We start from the raw sequence: 16,777 nt of genomic DNA on the forward strand, positions 1-16,777 counted from the left end.
CCGTGTTCCGTGTTCCGTGTTCCGTGTTCCGTGTTCCGTGTTCCGTGTTCCGTGTTCCGTGTTCCGTGTTCCGTGTTCCGTGTTCCGTGTTCCGTCAAGAGCGTCCCCGGAAATCCAGAATCCGTGCAACCCCTTCGCCCTTCACGCACTAACGCATTCACGCATTCACGCATTCACGCATTCACGCACTAACGCACTAACGCACTAACGCCAATCATGCCCGAGCTGCCTGAGGTCGAGACCACCCGCCGCGGGATCGCCCCCTTCCTGGAGGGGCGGCGTCTGCGGGGTATCGAGGTGCGCCAGCCGCGGCTGCGCTGGCCGGTGCCGGTGGAGGTCCTTGCCCGCATCCTGCCGGGCGGGACGGTGCGCACGGTGGAGCGGCGCGCCAAGTACCTGCTCCTGCGCCTCGATGCGGGCACCCTGATCCTGCACCTGGGGATGTCCGGCAGCCTGCGCTGCCTGCACGAACCCACCACCCCGGGCGTGCACGATCACCTGGACCTGGTGCTGGAGGACGGTGACCGCCTGCGGCTGACCGATCCCCGCCGCTTCGGCGCCCTGCTCTGGACCGAGGGCGATCCCGCCGCCCACCCGCTGCTCGCCGCCCTCGGCCCCGAGCCGCTGGGGGAGGCATTCGACGGTGACTACCTCTACAGCCGCGCACGGGGTCGCCGCCAGGCGATCAAGACCCTCATCATGGACAGCCACGTGGTGGTCGGCGTCGGCAACATCTACGCCAACGAGGCCCTGTTCCGGGCCGGCATCCACCCGGCACGGCCGGCGGGGCGCATCAGCGCCGCCCGCTGCGAACGACTGGTCGCGGCCATCCGCGGCGTCCTTGCCGAGGCCATCGAGCTCGGCGGGACCACCCTGCGCGATTTCCATGCCAGCGACGGCCGCCCCGGCTATTTCCGCCTCCAGCTCGCGGTCTATGATCGCGGCGCCGAGCCCTGCCGGACCTGCGCCAGCCCCATCCGCGTCACCCGCCTCGGCCAGCGCTCCACCTTCTACTGCCCCCGCTGCCAGCGCTGATATCCCGGCCGGGGTAGCACTCCTTCACCCGTTCTGTGATAAGTTATTCAATCGACTGAAAAACGCTTTTGAATAGACAGGATTTACAGGATTGACGGGATTTTTGGTGGCGCCCAGCTAACGCGGTACGACGAGTCGGGTCTGAACGCTCCCGCAGTGACCACCTCCCGAAACAGTGCGTCGATCGAAACACTCCACAGGAGGACAAGACGCCAGGTAGCGCTCTTGATTTCTCCGCGACGCGCAAGCACCTGCGCGATTTGTGGACAGACCTGTTGTTACCGAATCCTGTAAATCCTGTGAATCCTGTCTATTTTTCAAGATCCCCGGATGAGGTGGCAGTGATGAGCAGTTGCGAAGGTTCCGATCCGTTTGCCCTGCAGGTGCTGGGCGACAGCATGGCCCCGGAGTTCCCCGAGGGCAGCATCGTGGTGGCCGAGCCCGACGGGGTGATCGAGAGCGGCCGCTATGTCATCGCGATGCACAACAACGAGTACATCTTCCGGCAGCTGGTGATGGAAGGTGAGCGGCAGCTGCTCAAGCCCCTCAACGAGGCCTACCCGGTTCTGGAGATGGGACCGGAGGACTCCATCCGGGCGGTGGTGGTACAGAAGGCCAACCGGCGCGACCGCAAGCGCTACTACTGAAACGCGACCCGCGGCGGGGGTTTTTTGCCGAAGCCGGGATAACTTCTCGACTTGTGGCCGTTGTCACACAACGCATCACCGCCTTGAGCAGCCTGTCACAGTCGCCTCAACGGCCTGTTGCTATTACTATTTTACAAATTTACACACGGACGCGGCGGAATGCTGCAGAACGCTGTGCCCGGCGAAGCCGGGTCATTTCGGAGGTAGAAAGATGAACGCACCGGTATTCAATCGCAAAACCCTGGCTTCCTTCATCGGTGCCGCGCTTGCGTCGGCCGCCCTCGTGATCACCCCGATCACCGTGGACCTGGCGGGTGACGACGGCATCGTGAAAGTCTCCTCCGCCTATGCAGCCAAGGGCGGCAATGGCGGCGGCAATGGCGGCGGCAATGGCGGCGGCAATGGCGGCGGCAACGGCGGCGGCAACGGCGGCGGCAACGGCGGCGGCAACGGCGGCGGCAACGGCGGCGGCAACGGCGGCGGCAACGGCGGCGGCAATGGCGGCGGCAACGGCGGCGGCAATGCGGGTGCGGCCGGTGCGGCGGGCGCGTCCGCGGCCAACAATGGCGGTGGAAACGGCAAGGCGAACGGCAAGGGGCTGGGCAACAACCACGGCGCCATCGCCAGCGCGCTCGGCGCCCTGAACGCCGCCCATGCCAACGAGAACGCCCTGCAGAACGCCGCGCCCAACTCCCGCGTGGGCCGTGTCGCGGCCTACCGTGACGCGGTGCTGGCCACCCAGAGCGCGGTTGAAGCCGCGGCCATCGCCGACCAGGCCAACCAGGACGCCCAGGCGGCCGCCGCGACGGCCCAGGCCACGGCTGACCAGGCCGCGGCGGATGCGGCCACGGCCCAGGCCACGGCCGACCAGGCCGCGGCGGATGCGGCAACGGCCCAGGCTGCAGCCGACCAGGCCCAGGCCGATGCCGATGCGGCCCAGGCCGCGGCTGATGCCGCTCCTGGCGACGCCGCCCTGGCCCAGGCCGCGGCCGACGCCCAGGCCGCTGCCGACCAGGCCCAGGCCGATGCCGATGCGGCCGCCGCCGCCGTGGCGACGGCCCAGGCCGATGCCGATGCGGCCGCCGCCGCCGCGGCGACGGCCCAGGCCGAGGCCGACGCGGCCCAGGCCGAGGCCGACGCGGCGCTGGCCGAGGCCACCGCGGCCCAGGACGCGGCCTTCGCCGCGGCCGAGGCGGAGGCCCAGGCCCTGGCCGACGCGGCCAACAAGGAGGTCAACGACACCGTCAAGATGGCCGTCAATGACCTCCTCGACGTGGAAAGCGCCACCCCGGTGGACTACGGCTACTAAGCCCGACCGACCGGCACGGCAGCGAAAAAGCCCCGGTGGCGGGAACGCCACCGGGGCTTTTCTGTTATTCGGCTCCTCCCCGGGTGACGGTTTCTCCCGGTGATAGCCCCGTGGAAGGTGCCCATGGACGCTGGCTGGTGGCGGGTCGGCGCCCGCGACCGATTCTTCCGGTAACGCACACTCCTCGCTGATCTCGCCAGGGCGCCAAGGGATCAACCCGACTGCAAGCCTCCCAGGCGAAGCTCATGGGCAAGGATAACCGGTCACCCCCTGGCGCTCTTGGCGTCCTGGCGTGAGTCGATAATTGTTCCTGCGCCCACGAGTCTGGCAGAAGCGCCTTCCGTTCCCGTGCGCCCCGGCCCGCAACCACGCAAGGGATCGCCCGCCGGGGCGCAGGACCGGGTGCTCAGCCCGCGGCAGCGCGGGCCCGCAGGTCCGCGCGCAGCCGCTCCACGAGATCCGGGGTAACTTCCGGCGCGCCGGACAGGCCTGCCGCCCTGCGGTAGGCGGCAATGGCCGTGCGGGTCCGCTCGCCCGGGATGCCGTCGGAGGGACCCGCCCGGTGGCCGAGCTGCCCCAGGGCGTACTGGACGAAGCGGACCGTGGGCCGGTCGGCATAGCCGCCGTCGGCGGCGGCCGGCTTCCAGTTGCGCGCCGCGGTTGCCGCGCGGGCCCGGGCACCGGCGTGCAGCCGCTCGGCCACCTTGCGCTCCACCGGCTCGGCGCCCGAGTGGCCGGCCCGCTTGGCCAGCGTCAGCCAGGTCCAGGCCTCGGCGTCATCCCGATCCAGCCCGATGCCCGCGGCCAGGGCCACGCCCAGGCTGAACTGCGCCTCCGTGTTGCCCTGGGCCGCCGCCTTGCCGAACCAGCGCACGCCCCAGGCCGGCTCCTTCTCCACCCCCCAGCCATTGAGGTAGATGGACCCGAGCAGGTACTGGGCCCGGTCGTGACCGGCCTCGGCGGCGGGGCGCAGCCAGGCCTCGGCCTTGGCCATGTCCTGCGCCACGCCCCGGCCGGCGTAGTAGGCGCTGCCCAGCATGTACTGGGCCTCCGCGTGACCCTGCCGGGCGGCGCGTTCGAACCAGCGGTTGGACTCGGTGTAGTCCTGCGCCACCTCCAGGCCGCCGTTGTAGCGCATTCCCAGACGGTACTGGCTCTCGGCGTCTCCCGCCCGGGCCTGGGCGCGCTCCTCGGCCACCGGCGCCGGCTCGTCGCGGAAGGCGCCCATCTGGGCACAGCCGCCGAGCGCGATCGCCAGACCGAGACTCAGTGCGCTCATCGCGCGGAACAGCGGGCGGGGGGAGCGGGTTCTGTCGGGCATTCCTTTCCTCCTGATGCATCCACAACAGCCGGGCGGCATATTGTGAAAAAAGGTGAACGTGGCCCACGATTATCCGGAACCACGGGCGGAGGGCAACCGCGGGGGTCACAACCCCGGGGATCAGCGGACTTCGGCGCTGCCGATGCCCCGGGGATCGGAGGCGGCGGAGACGGCGCCCGTGGCCGCCGAGCGGAGGATGGCCTGCATGTTGCCCCACGGCCGATCGCGCGGATCCAGCACATGGCCGCGCTGCTCGAGCGCCGCGGCCTGCTCCGCGGGGAGCGCCCCGGGCTCCAGTTGCAGCCGATCCGGCAGGTACTGGTGATGGAAGCGCGGGCGCGTGACCCACGCCACCGGGTCGCGGCTGCCGTGGGCGAACTCCAGGGCCGCCAGCAGCACCATGGTGATGATGCGGCTGCCGCCCGGCGTGCCGAGGATGGCCACATCCCCGTCCTGCTCCAGGAAGGTGGGGGTCATGCTCGACAGCGGCCGGCGCCCGGCCCCCACGGCGTTCGCCTCGGCGCCCACCAGGCCGTAGACGTTGGGCACGCCCGGCTTGGCGGAGAAGTCGTCCATCTCGTCGTTGAGCAGCACGCCCGTGCCCGGCACCATGAATCCGGACCCGAAGGGATAGTTGATGCTCAGGGTGGCGGCCACCCGGTTGCCTTCCCGGTCGAGGATGGAAAAGTGGCTGGTGTGAGGCCCATCGGGCTCCGCCGCCGCCCCGGGCAGGCCGCTGCTGGGGGTGGCCCGATCCTTCCGGATGCCGGCCCGCAGGCCGGCGGCGTAGCGCGGGTCCGTGAGCAGATCCACCGGGATCGCCACCTGGTCGGGATCGCCCAGGTACTCGGCCCGGTCCCGGTAGGCGCGGCGCATGGCCTCCACCACCAGGTGGGCCCGGGTCACGGGGTCGAGGGCCGGGAGGTCGTAGCCGGAGAGGATGTTGAGCATCTCCACCAGGGCCACGCCGCCGGAGGAGGGCGGCGCCGCGGCCGTGATCCGCATGCCCCGGTAGCGGCCGCGCACCGGCATCCGCTCCACGACCCGGTAGGCTTCGAGATCCGCCGGCGACCAGATGCCGCCCGCGGCCCGCACGCCCTCCACCAGGCGCCTGGCGAGGGGGCCGGCATAGAAGCCTTCCCGACCCCGCGCGGCGATCGTCTCCAGCGTGCGCGCCAGCTCCGGCTGGCGCAGCAGGTGGCCTTCCGGCGGCACCTCGCCGGCAACCAGGAATGCCGCCGCGGCCGCCGGCGAGGCGCGCAGTACCTCGAGGCGGAAGCCGGCGTAGCGCCGGTAGTGGGCGTCCACCGGGAAGCCCTCGCGGGCGAGGCGGACGGCCGGCGCCAGGGAGCGGGACAGGGGCAGCCGGCCGTAGCGCTCCGCCAGGTGGACCAGCGCCGCGGGCTGACCGGGAATGGCGGCGGCCAGGGGCCCGTCCACCGACGCGCCGGGGATCACCTCGCCCGCCGCGTCCTGGTAGAGCGCGCGGTGAGCGGCCAGGGGCGCCCGCTCCCGGCCATCCAGCATCACCTCGCGCCCGTCGGCGGCCCGGTGCAGCAGCCAGAACCCCCCGCCGCCCAGCCCTGAACCGTAGGGCTCCACCACCGCCAGGGCGGCGCTGACCGCCACGGCCGCGTCGAAGGCGTTGCCACCCGCCTCCAGCACCTCGTGGCCGGCCGCCGTGGCCAGCGGGTGGGCGCTCGCCACGGCCGCCGCCGGGGCGGCCCCGGCGCCGGTCCAGCCCCACGCCAGCCCCAGCAGGAGCAGCAACGCCGCCCCGGGCCGGAAACAAAAAAGGCTCCCGCCGCGGGAGCCCTTTCTGCCGAACACTGCCACGGGAGGAGCTCTCAGCCCTCTTCGGTCAGGCGCTTGTACTTCTCCAGGAGCTCTTCGTGGGACTCTTCGTGGTCGGGATCCTTGGGGATGCAATCCACGGGGCAGACCGCCACGCACTGCGGCTCATCGTAGTGACCCACGCACTCGGTGCACTTGTTGGGGTCGATTTCGTAGATTTCCTCGCCCTGGTAGATGGCTCCGTTCGGGCACTCGGGCTCACACACGTCACAGTTGATGCATTCGTCGGTGATCATCAGTGCCATGGCGTTTGCTCCTCAGACTATCTCTGCAAGTTGGTGGAAGGTTAGGAAAACAGTCTTGATTCCGGAAATGCTGCCCAGACTAGCGCAATCGGCCCTTCAGCGCATCGACGACGCTGGAATGCACGAAGGGCGATACGTCCCCGCCATGGCTGGCGATCTCGCGCACCAGGGTCGAGGAGATGAACGCGTACTGCTCCGCGGGTGTCAGGAAGACCGTCTCCACGTGGGGCGCCAGTCTCCGGTTCATGCTCGCCAGCTGGAACTCGTACTCGAAGTCCGACACCGCCCGCAGGCCGCGCAGGATGACATTCGCACCCACCACGTCCACGAAATCGGCCAGGAGGCTGTCGAAACCCACCACCTCCACCCGGCCGTCGAGATCGGCGAGTGCCTCGCGGGCCAGTCGGACCCGTTCATCGAGGGTGAATGTGGGGCGCTTCGAGCCACTCGCGGCAACCGCCACGACAACCCGGTCGAACAGCCGCACCGCCCGAAAGACCAGGTCGGCATGGCCATTGGTGATGGGATCGAAGGTGCCGGGGTAGATGGCCACCACCTTGCGGTCTGTATTCTCATTCACCGGTTCGGCCCGACTCTCTCTGACTGGTGACAAGACGTTCTGATGCAATGCAGCATTTCATCATATACCCATACAGACCCTGCTGACAAATCCCGTCCGGGCCCGGACCGGGCGGTATTGTCCCACGATGTCAGCGCCTCTGCTAGGATGGGAACCCTGCATGGACAGGAAAATGGCCGAAAAGATGAGCGAGATCAACCACAATTCCCCCGCGGAAGAAGCCGCGCCAGACGACCTGGAGCCCCTGCGCGACGCGGCCGCGGCCGGTGACGCGCGCTCCCAGTTCCAGCTCGGCATGCACTATGCCAACGGCGAAGGCGTGCCGTTGAACTATGTGCTGGCGGCCGAGTGGATCGGCCGTGCCGCCGCGCAGGACCTGGCACAGGCGCAGTCGGTCCTGGCCTGGCTGCATGCCAACGGCTTCGGGGTGCGGCAGGATGACCAGATGGCGGGGCACTGGTACCTGCGCGCCGCGGAACTGGGGCTGGCGAGCGCCCAGTACACCGTGGCGGCGATGTATCGCTGGGGCCGCTATGGCGCCGCCCGCGACAGCACCGCCATGCTGGGGTGGTACCAGCGCGCCGCGGAACAGGGTCTGGCGCCGGCCCAGTATGCCCTGGGGCAGATACTGGCGGCGGGCCGCGAGGTGCCCCGGGATCCGGTGGCGGCCTTCCAGTGGCTGACGCTGGCCATCCTCAACGGCAGCGAGGCGGCCAAGCAGGCCCTGGCGGAGTTGAGCGAAGACATGGAACCGCGGGAGATCGAGCGGGCGAAGCGGGAGATCACCGGCCGCCTGAGCCGCTAGTAGCCCCAATATTTACTTACACTCTCGCCAGGACGCGAAGAACGCCGGGAAAACAAAGGATTGACGGTCCTAATGCTGCAGCGGCCCTCGCGCAAGACGATGCCCGATGCTCCATTCATGAGGTCTTGTTCTTTTTTTTGACCTTGGCGTTCTCGGCGATCCTGGCGAGATAAATCCAGACTGGCAGCCTGCCGCCCGTTCAGCGCCGCGCCGTGGTCAGGCGGATGCCCGCCACGATCAGGACGATGCCCGCCAGGTGGTAGGCATGCAGGCGCTCGTCCAGGAACACCACCGAGAGCAGGGTCCCGAAGACCGGGATCAGGTGGATGAACTGCCCCGCCCGGTTCGGCCCCACCTCCGCCACGGCCCGGTTCCAGAAGATGAAGGCGAGGATGGAGGCGAACACCGCCACGTAGCCCACCGTGGCCAGGGTCACCAGGCTGGGCCGCACCACCGCCCCCGTCGCGCTCTCCCACAGGTAGAACGGCGCCAGGGTCACCACGCCCGCCACGATGGTGAACACCAGGAACGCCAGCGGATCGAGACCGGCCGGCCGGCGCTGCAGCAGCACCGAGTAGAGCGCCCAGGAGACGACCGCGGCCAGCACCCAGAGATCGCCGGCGGCCAGGCTCAGCCCGGCCAGCACCTGCGGGTCGCCGCGGGCGATGATGGCGAGCACCCCGCCGAGGGAGAGGACGATGCCCAGCAGCTGCCGCGGCCGGACCGGCTCGTGGTGCAGGAGGCGCGACAGGCCCACGATGATGACCGGGGTGGTGGACAGCAGCAGCACCGCGTTGGTGGCGGTGGTGGTCTGCAGACCCAGGTAGACGAAGGTGTTGAAGTTGGTGACCCCGAGGATCCCCATGACCACCAGCAGCGGCAGGTGGGCCCGTATCACCGGCCAGTGCCGGGCCAGCAGCCGCCAGCTGAAGGGCAGCAGGATCGCCAGCGCCAGCGCCCAGCGCCAGAAGGCCAGGCCGATGGGGGGGACCTCCAGCCGCACGGCACGACCGATGACGAAGTTGCCCGACCAGAACAGGGTGGTCAGGACGAGGAGCAGGTAGGGCGAGACAGGGATGCGCCGCATGTGGAGTCCTCCGCAGGTCGGTATCCCGGCCGCGTTATTATTGTTGTGGCAATGACAGGGAAGGAGCGGACTCTACCGCCGGAACGACCGGGATTGCAACCTCGTCGAGGCTGAAAGCCCCTGATTGAAATGGTTATTCAGGCGATCAACGCCGGCTCCGGCGCCGCAGCTGGAAGCGGGCCACGGCCTTCATCACTTCGGCGAAGGGGACCGCATCCAGGCTTCCGAACCGCCCCATGGCGAGGGCGAGCAGCCCGCCGATGTCGGTCACCCGTGGGTCCTCCCCCACCGCCGGCTCCAGCACCGCCTGCAGCCCCTTCAGGCCGCCGCACTGGACCCGCATCTCCTTGGCGTGGGGCAGCGGCCCGTCCACTGTCACCAGCTGCAGGGCAAACTGGGCCCGCGGCCGCAGCAGGCCGAGCCATTCGGCGCAACGGCTCCAGCCCGTCTCCGAGTCGCAGGCCACGGCTTCGCGCTCAGCCAGGTTCAGGCGCCGGGCATGGGCGCAGTCGGCGCACCGGGTCAGCAGCGCCTTTTCGAACCGGCAGGGACGCTCGTTGAGCGCCCGGTAGCCGTCACGGTATTCCGACTCCTCCATCGGGCCCTCCGGTGATGTTCAACGCCGCCAGCGATAGGTGCGGTAGGGCCGCAGCGGGCCGGGGCCGGGGCCGGGGTCGGCGACGGCCCGCTCCCCTCCATTCCCGCCGCCCCGTCCACCCTTCTCCGCCCCGGCGTCCAGCAGCATGAAGGTGGTGAAGGTGGCCACCAGCAGCAGGATGCCGCCCAGGGCCGGGTGCAGCAGCAGCCCGCCGAGCGCCGCGGCGAACAGCCCGGCCGCGATGCGGTTGCGCTGGCGGCGCGTGATGACCAGGGTCATTCGAACTCCAGCTCGGCGTAGACCTGCTGGGCGTTGCGGCCGGCAATCTGATCGGAAACGGCGAGGTAGTCGAAGCGGGACTGGTCGATGCCGCCCACCTCCTCCATACCCCCGCCCGCGTCCAGCAGCTCCCGCACCGCCGCGCGCAGGAAGCGCAGGTAGTCGTAGGTATCGGCCCGCGCCTGCGCCAGGTCCGTGGCGTGGCCATGGCCGGGGACCACGTGGGCCGGCTGCAGGGCCGCCAGCGCCTCGAAGGCCTCCAGCCAGCGGCCGCTGTGGGACTGGGCCCCGACCCCGAGCATCCGCTCCACGTAGACGATGTCGCCGGTGAAGACCACACCCCGGTCCGGCAGCCACACGAAGCTGTCACCCGGCGTGTGGGCGGGCCCGGGATGGCGCAGCTCGAAACGGACCCCGCCGAGCTCGAGATCCAGCGCCTCGCCGAAGGTCTCGTCGGCGTACACCGGCTCGGTGCCGCGCGCCCCCGCCTCGCCCACCAGTTGCCACAGGGCGTTGATCTGGTCGCGGGCGCGGGCGTGCTGATCGGCCACCGCCGCCTCGGAGGCGACGATGCGCGCCCCCTGTGCCTTCCAGTAGCCGTTGCCCAGCCAGCGGTGATCCTGACCGCCGGTGTTGATGACCAGAACCACCGGCAGGTCGCTCAGCGTGCGGATGAGTGCATGCAGCTGCCCGGCGCCGGCCCGGGTGCCGCCCGGGTCCACCAGCACCAGCCCCGCCGCGGTGATGACCAGGCCGAAGGTGGCGTTGTTGCCCAGGTTCTCCGGCGAGCGCTGATCCATTTCACCGACAATGGCGTACACCCCCTCGGCGACCGGCTGCACTTCGAGCCCGGCGGCGGCCAGCGGCAGGGACGCCAGCAGCGCCAGGGCGGCGAACAGACCACGAATCCGGGACATCGACATCACCTCTCTCACTTGTTGAGCCACAGAGGGCACAGAGGACACGGAGAACCGGCTGCATCCAGTCCCGACGACGGGTGTCTGGCTGTCACCGGTGCGTTTCATGATCGCTGAACAGCGTGCCCTCTGTGGCCACGACCGGTCGTCCGGCCTGCTGCGCTCAGCGGAACTGGCGCAGGTACCACCACTCCATGGCCCGCTTGGCCCAGTGGCCGAACCGGCTGGGCGGCAGCATCAGGTTGCGCCTCGGGGTGCGCACCACCAGCATGCCCCGATCCAGGGAATCGACGATGCAGGCCAGCTCCACCTTGAAGGTGGCCCCCGGCGCCCGGCCGTCCAGCTCCGCCTTCAGGTTGTCGGCCGCGGTGCGGGCCTGTTCGTCGGCCATGTGGGCCTGCTTGGGCATCCACTCCGGGCCGGGGAAGCTGCCCACGTCGCCGGCCACGTAGACCCGCTCGAAATCCGGCACCCGGCACTGGGCGTCGGCCTGCACCAGGCCGCCCGGGGAGCGGGGCAGCCCGGTGGCGTCGAGCCACGGGTTGCCGGTCATGCCGGGCATGAACAGGATGAGATCGGCGGGGATCTCGCCGCCCTCGGTCACTACCCGATCAGCCTCGAAGCGCACCATCTTGTGCCCCAGGTGGGTCTCGATGCCGCGCTCCTCCATGGCCCTGAGCAGGCGTTTCACCGCCTGCGGCCCGAGGCGCTTGCCGGGCTCCGGCGCCGGGCTGAAGAAGACCAGCCGGAACCGATCGCGGCGCCCCTCGCGCGTGAGCTGCCGGTGCAGCCCGAACAGGAACTCGAACATGGGCCCGCCGCGCATGGCGGAAGGCTCCTTCGGGTTGGAGGCGAAGCCCACGGCGATGGTGCCGCCCCTCTCCAGCTCCGCCAGCCGGGCGCGGATGGCCATGGCCGCGGGAATGCCCTCGCAGGGGGTGATGGCGTGCTCGATGCCCGGCAGCTTCTTCAGGAAGCGGCCGCCGCTGGCGATGATGAGCCCGTCGTTGGCCACCTCGCCGGCGCTGGTGAGCACCATCCGACCGCCCTCGCCCAGCCCGGTGGCCTCGCCGGCATGGTAGGTGACCCGGTGGCGCGCGAAAAACCGCTCCAGGGGCAGCACCAGGTCCTCGGGCTGACGCATGCCCGAGGGTATCCAGATGAGGCTGGGCAGGAAAACGAACTCGGGCCGTGGGGCAATCACCGTGATCTCCGCCTGCGGATCCAGCGACCGCAGGCGGCGCACGGCGGTGAGCGCCGCGAAACCGGTACCGATGATGGTGACGCGGTTCATGGTCTGATTCCTCCTGGAACCGGGTCAGGCCTTGGACGGCGGCGTATGGCAGAGGGGCGAGTCGTCCGGGTGCTCCACGCAGTGGGCCACCTGGCGCACCAGCTGCTCCACCTCCTCGAGGCTCAGGGCCTGCAGGGTCTTGCCGAGCAGCTTCGGCTCCAGGCGGACCATGCAGGGACGGCCGTCGGTGAGCTCGATGCGGATGCCGGCGGCATTCTTCTCCAGGGCGTCGCCGGTCTCCTCGAGCAGCTCCTCCTGGGCACTCAGAATCTGGTCGTACTGCTCGTCGATGGCGTCCATGACCGCGTCGTCGAGATCCTCGGACACGGCCACCACCCCGCCCAGCTCGTCGTCCGAGCGGCTGTACTCCACGCCCCGCTCCGCAAGGAAACCCTCGAAGCGCTCACGCAGGCCATCGTCAAAAAAGACATACTCCAGCATCGAATCAAACCCTCCATCCATGTGCGGATCACGGTAGCGGACGGGGCGGCCGCGGGCGTCGCGCCATCCCCGGCGGAATCACTGATCGTGTATCCTATCGCAATCCTCTCCCTGCTTTCTTCCGGGATTTGCCGCCGGACATCTCCGCGCCCGGCGGGAGCGCCGCCACCCGCGGTCACGGGAGAGCAGCCATGGCACAACCCAGGTATCCAGGAGTCACACCGTGAGCGAATTCAGCCGGGGCACGGCCCCCTTCCCCCGGGCGCGCAAGCGCCGCATGCGCCGGGACGAGTTCTCCCGCCGCCTGATGCGCGAGACCCACCTCCTCACCGACGATCTCATCTACCCGATGTTCGTCATCGAGGGCAACGGCCAGCGGGAACCGGTGGGCTCCATGCCGGGCATCGAGCGGGTGAGCCTGGACGCACTGCTGCGCGAGGCCGAGGAGCTGGTGGCCCTGGGCGTGCCGGCGGTGGCCCTGTTCCCGGTCACGCCCGCCGAGCGCAAGAGCGCCGATGCGCGCGAGGCCTACAATCCCGACGGGCTGGCGCAGCGGGCCGTGCGGGCCCTGAAGACGGAGTTCCCCCAGCTCGGCGTCATGACCGACGTGGCGCTGGACCCGTTCACCATCCACGGGCAGGACGGCCTCATCGACGACACCGGCTACGTCCTCAACGACGCGACCGTGGAAGTGCTGGTGCGCCAGGCGCTCTCCCATGCCGAGGCCGGCGCCGACGTGGTGGCCCCCTCGGACATGATGGACGGCCGCATCGGGGCCATCCGCGACGCGCTGGAGGGCGACGGGCACATCCACACCCGTATCATGGCCTACTCGGCCAAGTATGCCTCCAGCTTCTACGGCCCGTTCCGGGACGCGGTGGGCTCGGCCGCCAGCCTGGGCGCCGGCAACAAGTACAGCTACCAGATGGATCCGGCCAACAGCGACGAGGCCCTGCACGAGGTGGGGCTGGATCTGGACGAGGGGGCCGACATGGTGATGGTGAAGCCGGGCCTGCCCTACCTGGACATCGTCCGCCGGGTGAAGGAGACCTTCAAGGCGCCCACCTACGTCTACCAGGTGAGCGGCGAGTACGCCATGCTCATGGCCGCCGCGCGCAACGGCTGGCTCGACGAGCGGGCCTGCGCCATGGAGGCGCTGCTGTCCATCAAGCGCGCCGGCGCCGACGGCATCCTCACCTACTTCGCCAAGCGCGTCGCCGGCTGGCTGCGGGAAAGCTGAGCGCCTCAAGCCCCCAGGCCCTCCCCCTGGACGGGGGAGGCTCGCCTCACCCCTTACGCCTCACCCCTCACTGGTAACTCAGCCGGTACCTGGCCGCCCTGAGGTAGGCGGCCTCCTGCTCGAGGTCGGCGCGGGTGAGGGGATGGCCGTCGAGCCAGCCCTCCGGGAACACCACCTCGAGGCCGCGGCCCTCGGCGCGCAGCCGGATATCGGGCAGGGGCACCTCGGAGTGGCTGCGGTGCAGCAGGGCGGCCAGGCGCAGGAGAATGCACAGGCGCGGGGCGCAGCGGCGCTCCTCGGCGGCCAGGTGCTGGAACACGGCCACGGGGAACTTGCGCCGGTGGCCGCGCACCAGCGCCGCCAGCAGCTGCTGCTCCTGGCGCGAAAATCCGGGCAGATCGGCGTTGGCCACCAGGTAGGCGCCGTGCTTGTGGAACTGGTTGTGGGCCACCACCAGGCCCACCTCGTGCAGCCGCGCGCCCCAGCGCAGCAGATCCGCCAGCTCCGCGCAGTGCAGCTTCCAAGCCTCCCGCACCTGCTCCAGGCCGGCCAGGGCGGCGGACTCGACCCGGGCGGCCTGGCCCTCGTCGACCCCCAGGCGCCGCCCCAGGGCGCCGATGGTGCGATCGCGCACATCCTCGTGGCGGATGCGCCCGGCCAGGTCGAACAGCAGACCCTCCCGCAGCGCCCCGTCGGAGACCCGCATGCGCTCGATGCCGAGGGACTCGAAGGCGGCGAGTAGAATGGCGAAACCGCCGGGGAAGATGCCGGCGCGGTCGGGGCGCAGCCCCTCCAGCCGGAGACGGCTCACCGCCTCCTGGGCGATGAGGGCCTTGCGCAGCTTCTTCAGCGACGCCAGGGTGATGCCGTCGTCGCTCCAGCCGTTGGCGAGCACCACCTCCTGGATGGAGCGGATGGTGCCCGAGGCGCCCGCGACGCTCTCCCAGCCCAGGCGGCGGTAGCGCTGTTCGATGGCCTGCAGCTCCTGGCGGGCGGCCAGCACGGCCCGGTCCAGGTTGGCCCGGCTGAGGGCGTCATCGGCGAAGTGGGCCAGGGTGTAGCTCACGCAACCCATGTGCAGGCTCTCGGTCTCGGCCGTCTCGAACCGCTCGCCGATGATGAACTCCGTGCTGCCGCCGCCGATGTCCATCACCAGCCGCCGGCCGGCGTCGTCGGCCAGGGAGTGGGCCACCCCCAGGTAGATGAGGCGCGCCTCCTCGCGCCCGGCGATCACCTCGATGGGGTGACCCAGGGCGCGCTGGGCGGCGCCGATGAACTGCGCCCCGTTGTGGGCCATGCGCAGGGTGTTGGTCCCCACCGCCCGCACCGTGCCGGGGGGCATTCCGCGCAGGCGCTGGCCGAAGCGCTCCAGGCACGCCAGGGCCCGTTCCATGGCCACGGGGGTGAGATTGCGCCGGGCGTCGAGTCCGGCGCCGAGCTGGACCATCTCGCGCAGCCGGTCGAGCACCTGCAGGGCGCCGTCGGCCTCGCGGGCGATCAGGAGGTGGAAGCTGTTGGATCCGAGGTCGATGGCGGCAAGGGTCTGCCCGGCCTCGGCCTCGGGGGCCGGCCCGCCGCGCAGCGCGGCGGGTTCGGTCATTGGGTGGGCTCCGTACCGGGCTTGGCGCCGCGCCGGCGCCGGCGCGGCGGCCGCTCCTTCCGCCCCTCCCCGCCGCCATCGGCTTTGGCCGGCCGGTCCTGGGCGGGAGCGGAAGACTCGCCGCGGCGGCTGCCGCCCCGGCTGCCTTCCCCGCGCCGACCCTCGCCCCGCCGCCCGTCCCCGCGGCGCCCCCCGCCGTCACGCCCGCGGCGGTCCAGCCGCGGCCGGCGCTCCAGCTTGATGGGGGGCTCGGGCTTGATCAGGAGATCCTCGGACAGGGCGCCCGCGGGAATGCGGTGGCCGATGTAGGCCTCGATCTCCGGCAGGGAGAAGGCGTAGTCCTCGCAGGCGAAACTCACCGCGTCGCCGCTGGCCCCGGCGCGCGCCGTGCGACCGATGCGGTGGACGTAGTCCTCGGCGTCCTGGGGCAGATCGAAGTTGAACACGTGGCTGACATCGGGAATGTGCAGGCCGCGGGCGGCCACGTCGGTGGCCACCAGCACCGGCAGCTCGCCGGCCTGGAACTCGGCCAGCAGCTTGAGGCGCTTGCGCTGGGGCACGTCGCCGGAGAGCACCGCGGCGCGGATGCCGTTGCCCTCCAGGTAGGCGTAGACCCGGTCGGCGACGCGCTTGGTGTTGACGAACACGATGCTGCGGCGGGGGTCCATGTGCTTGAGCAGCCCCAGCAGCAGCGGGATCTTCTCGTCATTGGCGGGATGGTAGACCACCTGGGTGACCTTGTCGGCGGTCACCTTGTCCGGCTCCACCCGCACCGTCACGGCGTTGTTCATGTGCTCGTAGGCGAGCTCCAGCACCCGGAACGACAGGGTGGCGGAAAAGAGCATGTTGAGGCGCTGCTCGGGGGGCGGCATGCGGCGCATGAGATAGCGGATGTCATTGATGAACCCGAGGTCGAACATCCGGTCGGCCTCGTCCAGCACCATCACCTGGATCGCCTTCAGGTCGTAGACCTTCTGCTTGAAGTAGTCGATGAGGCGGCCCGGGGTGCCGATGAGCACGTCCACCCCCTCCACGAGCATGGCGCGCTGGGTGTCGTAGCCGGCGCCACCGTAGACCACCCCCATGCGCAGGCCGGTGTGGCCGCCCAGCTGCTCGGCGTCCTTGTGGATCTGCACCGCCAGCTCGCGGGTGGGGGCGACCATGATGGCCAGGGGCTGGTTGGGCCGGCGCTGGGGATCGGGCGGGTGGCGGAGAATACGGTTGAAGGCCGCCACCAGGAACGCGGCCGTCTTGCCGGTGCCGGTCTGGGCCTGCCCGGCCACATCCTCGCCCTTGAGCAGGTGCGGCAGGGTGGCGGCCTGGATGGGCGTGCAGTGGGTGAAACCCGCCTCGTCGAGGCCGCGGATGACCGGAGCCGGCAGGTCCAGGGAGGCGAAGGAGGTGGTGCTGGTCGATGTCTCTGCATTCATGCGCGCCAAGCATAGCAGAGCAGCCGCGGAAAACGGAGCATGGCGGGAAGGCGTGGACTTGAAAATCGACCCGTATTCAGCTCAAATGGAGCGAG

Annotated in this window: 17 protein-coding genes; 5 read left to right on the top strand and 12 right to left on the bottom strand. The window is 70.3% G+C overall.

Annotated elements, in window-relative coordinates:
- Positions 1–216 precede the first annotated feature (216 nt).
- The 3 genes from mutM to DFQ59_RS20090 all read left to right on the top strand — a co-directional run bounded on the left by mutM (position 217) and on the right by DFQ59_RS20090 (position 2,991).
- Entirely contained in the window at positions 217–1,035 is an 819-nt protein-coding gene (mutM, locus tag DFQ59_RS15915) for a bifunctional DNA-formamidopyrimidine glycosylase/DNA-(apurinic or apyrimidinic site) lyase (RefSeq protein ID WP_114280716.1), read from the top strand.
- A 344-nt stretch (positions 1,036–1,379) separates the two neighbouring features.
- Entirely contained in the window at positions 1,380–1,682 is a 303-nt protein-coding gene (locus DFQ59_RS15920) for a S24 family peptidase (protein ID WP_114280717.1), read from the top strand.
- A 211-nt stretch (positions 1,683–1,893) separates the two neighbouring features.
- Positions 1,894–2,991: a hypothetical protein gene (locus tag DFQ59_RS20090; RefSeq protein ID WP_211314972.1), complete on the top strand. Its 1,098-nt coding sequence runs from the start codon at positions 1,894–1,896 to the stop codon at positions 2,989–2,991.
- A gap of 406 nt (positions 2,992–3,397) precedes the next feature.
- Here the strand turns inward: DFQ59_RS20090 and DFQ59_RS15930 are convergent, their stop codons facing one another.
- From DFQ59_RS15930 to coaD, 4 genes are all read right to left on the bottom strand, one after another.
- On the bottom strand, positions 3,398–4,312 hold the full coding sequence (locus DFQ59_RS15930; protein ID WP_170142191.1) for a tetratricopeptide repeat protein: 915 nt from the start codon (positions 4,310–4,312) through the stop codon (positions 3,398–3,400).
- 120 nt (positions 4,313–4,432) lie between these two features.
- Positions 4,433–6,082, bottom strand: a complete 1,650-nt coding sequence (gene ggt / locus DFQ59_RS15935) for a gamma-glutamyltransferase (RefSeq protein WP_114280719.1) — start codon at positions 6,080–6,082, stop codon at positions 4,433–4,435.
- 77 nt (positions 6,083–6,159) lie between these two features.
- Positions 6,160–6,411: a YfhL family 4Fe-4S dicluster ferredoxin gene (locus tag DFQ59_RS15940; protein WP_114280720.1), complete on the bottom strand. Its 252-nt coding sequence runs from the start codon at positions 6,409–6,411 to the stop codon at positions 6,160–6,162.
- A 79-nt stretch (positions 6,412–6,490) separates the two neighbouring features.
- Positions 6,491–6,991 carry a pantetheine-phosphate adenylyltransferase gene (coaD, locus tag DFQ59_RS15945; protein ID WP_211314973.1) on the bottom strand — a complete coding sequence of 167 codons (501 nt, stop codon included), beginning with the start codon at positions 6,989–6,991 and terminating at the stop codon, positions 6,491–6,493.
- Between the two features lie 160 nt (positions 6,992–7,151).
- Between coaD and DFQ59_RS15950 the strand changes: the two genes are divergently transcribed.
- A complete protein-coding gene (locus tag DFQ59_RS15950) occupies positions 7,152–7,796 on the top strand; it encodes a tetratricopeptide repeat protein (protein ID WP_211314974.1) in 645 nt (214 codons plus the stop codon).
- A 199-nt stretch (positions 7,797–7,995) separates the two neighbouring features.
- Here DFQ59_RS15950 and DFQ59_RS15955 read toward each other — a convergent pair whose 3' ends face one another.
- The 6 genes from DFQ59_RS15955 to DFQ59_RS15980 all read right to left on the bottom strand — a co-directional run bounded on the left by DFQ59_RS15955 (position 7,996) and on the right by DFQ59_RS15980 (position 12,433).
- Positions 7,996–8,883, bottom strand: a complete 888-nt coding sequence (locus DFQ59_RS15955) for a DMT family transporter (protein ID WP_114280723.1) — start codon at positions 8,881–8,883, stop codon at positions 7,996–7,998.
- Positions 8,884–9,028: 145 nt separating this feature from the next.
- Positions 9,029–9,481, bottom strand: a complete 453-nt coding sequence (locus DFQ59_RS15960; RefSeq protein ID WP_114280724.1) for a hypothetical protein — start codon at positions 9,479–9,481, stop codon at positions 9,029–9,031.
- 18 nt (positions 9,482–9,499) lie between these two features.
- A complete protein-coding gene (locus DFQ59_RS15965; RefSeq protein WP_114280725.1) occupies positions 9,500–9,760 on the bottom strand; it encodes a hypothetical protein in 261 nt (86 codons plus the stop codon).
- Entirely contained in the window at positions 9,757–10,677 is a 921-nt protein-coding gene (locus DFQ59_RS15970) for an MBL fold metallo-hydrolase (RefSeq protein ID WP_170142193.1), read from the bottom strand. The genes DFQ59_RS15965 and DFQ59_RS15970 overlap by 4 nt, the downstream gene beginning before the upstream one ends.
- Positions 10,678–10,840: 163 nt before the next feature.
- Positions 10,841–11,971, bottom strand: coding sequence for an NAD(P)/FAD-dependent oxidoreductase (locus DFQ59_RS15975; protein WP_114280727.1), 1,131 nt, complete (start codon positions 11,969–11,971; stop codon positions 10,841–10,843).
- Positions 11,972–11,995: 24 nt separating this feature from the next.
- Positions 11,996–12,433, bottom strand: coding sequence for a hypothetical protein (locus DFQ59_RS15980; protein ID WP_147275275.1), 438 nt, complete (start codon positions 12,431–12,433; stop codon positions 11,996–11,998).
- A 202-nt stretch (positions 12,434–12,635) separates the two neighbouring features.
- On the opposite strand from DFQ59_RS15980, the gene hemB reads away from it, so the two are divergent.
- A complete protein-coding gene (gene hemB, locus DFQ59_RS15985; RefSeq protein ID WP_281268263.1) occupies positions 12,636–13,652 on the top strand; it encodes a porphobilinogen synthase in 1,017 nt (338 codons plus the stop codon).
- A gap of 67 nt (positions 13,653–13,719) precedes the next feature.
- Here hemB and ppx read toward each other — a convergent pair whose 3' ends face one another.
- A complete protein-coding gene (gene ppx, locus DFQ59_RS15990) occupies positions 13,720–15,252 on the bottom strand; it encodes an exopolyphosphatase (protein WP_114280729.1) in 1,533 nt (510 codons plus the stop codon).
- Positions 15,249–16,682 (bottom strand): ATP-dependent RNA helicase RhlB, encoded by a 1,434-nt coding sequence (gene rhlB, locus DFQ59_RS15995; protein ID WP_114280730.1) that lies wholly within the window; start codon positions 16,680–16,682, stop codon positions 15,249–15,251. Before rhlB ends, ppx begins: the two co-directional genes overlap by 4 nt.
- Positions 16,683–16,777 lie beyond the last annotated feature (95 nt).

This window comes from Thioalbus denitrificans (assembly GCF_003337735.1).
Classification (GTDB): domain Bacteria; phylum Pseudomonadota; class Gammaproteobacteria; order DSM-26407; family DSM-26407; genus Thioalbus; species Thioalbus denitrificans.

Bases quoted from the DNA above. Each gene is read 5' to 3' on its own strand.
- mutM (WP_114280716.1), top strand. From the start codon at position 217: ATGCCCGAGCTGCCTGAGGTCGAGACCACCCGCCGCGGGATCGCCCCC.
- DFQ59_RS15920 (WP_114280717.1), top strand. From the start codon at position 1,380: ATGAGCAGTTGCGAAGGTTCCGATCCGTTTGCCCTGCAGGTGCTGGGC.
- DFQ59_RS20090 (WP_211314972.1), top strand. From the start codon at position 1,894: ATGAACGCACCGGTATTCAATCGCAAAACCCTGGCTTCCTTCATCGGT.
- DFQ59_RS15930 (WP_170142191.1), bottom strand. From the start codon at position 4,312: ATGCCCGACAGAACCCGCTCCCCCCGCCCGCTGTTCCGCGCGATGAGC.
- DFQ59_RS15940 (WP_114280720.1), bottom strand. From the start codon at position 6,411: ATGGCACTGATGATCACCGACGAATGCATCAACTGTGACGTGTGTGAG.
- DFQ59_RS15950 (WP_211314974.1), top strand. From the start codon at position 7,152: ATGGACAGGAAAATGGCCGAAAAGATGAGCGAGATCAACCACAATTCC.
- DFQ59_RS15955 (WP_114280723.1), bottom strand. From the start codon at position 8,883: ATGCGGCGCATCCCTGTCTCGCCCTACCTGCTCCTCGTCCTGACCACC.
- DFQ59_RS15960 (WP_114280724.1), bottom strand. From the start codon at position 9,481: ATGGAGGAGTCGGAATACCGTGACGGCTACCGGGCGCTCAACGAGCGT.
- DFQ59_RS15965 (WP_114280725.1), bottom strand. From the start codon at position 9,760: ATGACCCTGGTCATCACGCGCCGCCAGCGCAACCGCATCGCGGCCGGG.
- DFQ59_RS15970 (WP_170142193.1), bottom strand. From the start codon at position 10,677: ATGTCCCGGATTCGTGGTCTGTTCGCCGCCCTGGCGCTGCTGGCGTCC.
- DFQ59_RS15975 (WP_114280727.1), bottom strand. From the start codon at position 11,971: ATGAACCGCGTCACCATCATCGGTACCGGTTTCGCGGCGCTCACCGCC.
- DFQ59_RS15980 (WP_147275275.1), bottom strand. From the start codon at position 12,433: ATGGATGGAGGGTTTGATTCGATGCTGGAGTATGTCTTTTTTGACGAT.
- ppx (WP_114280729.1), bottom strand. From the start codon at position 15,252: ATGACCGAACCCGCCGCGCTGCGCGGCGGGCCGGCCCCCGAGGCCGAG.
- rhlB (WP_114280730.1), bottom strand. From the start codon at position 16,682: ATGAATGCAGAGACATCGACCAGCACCACCTCCTTCGCCTCCCTGGAC.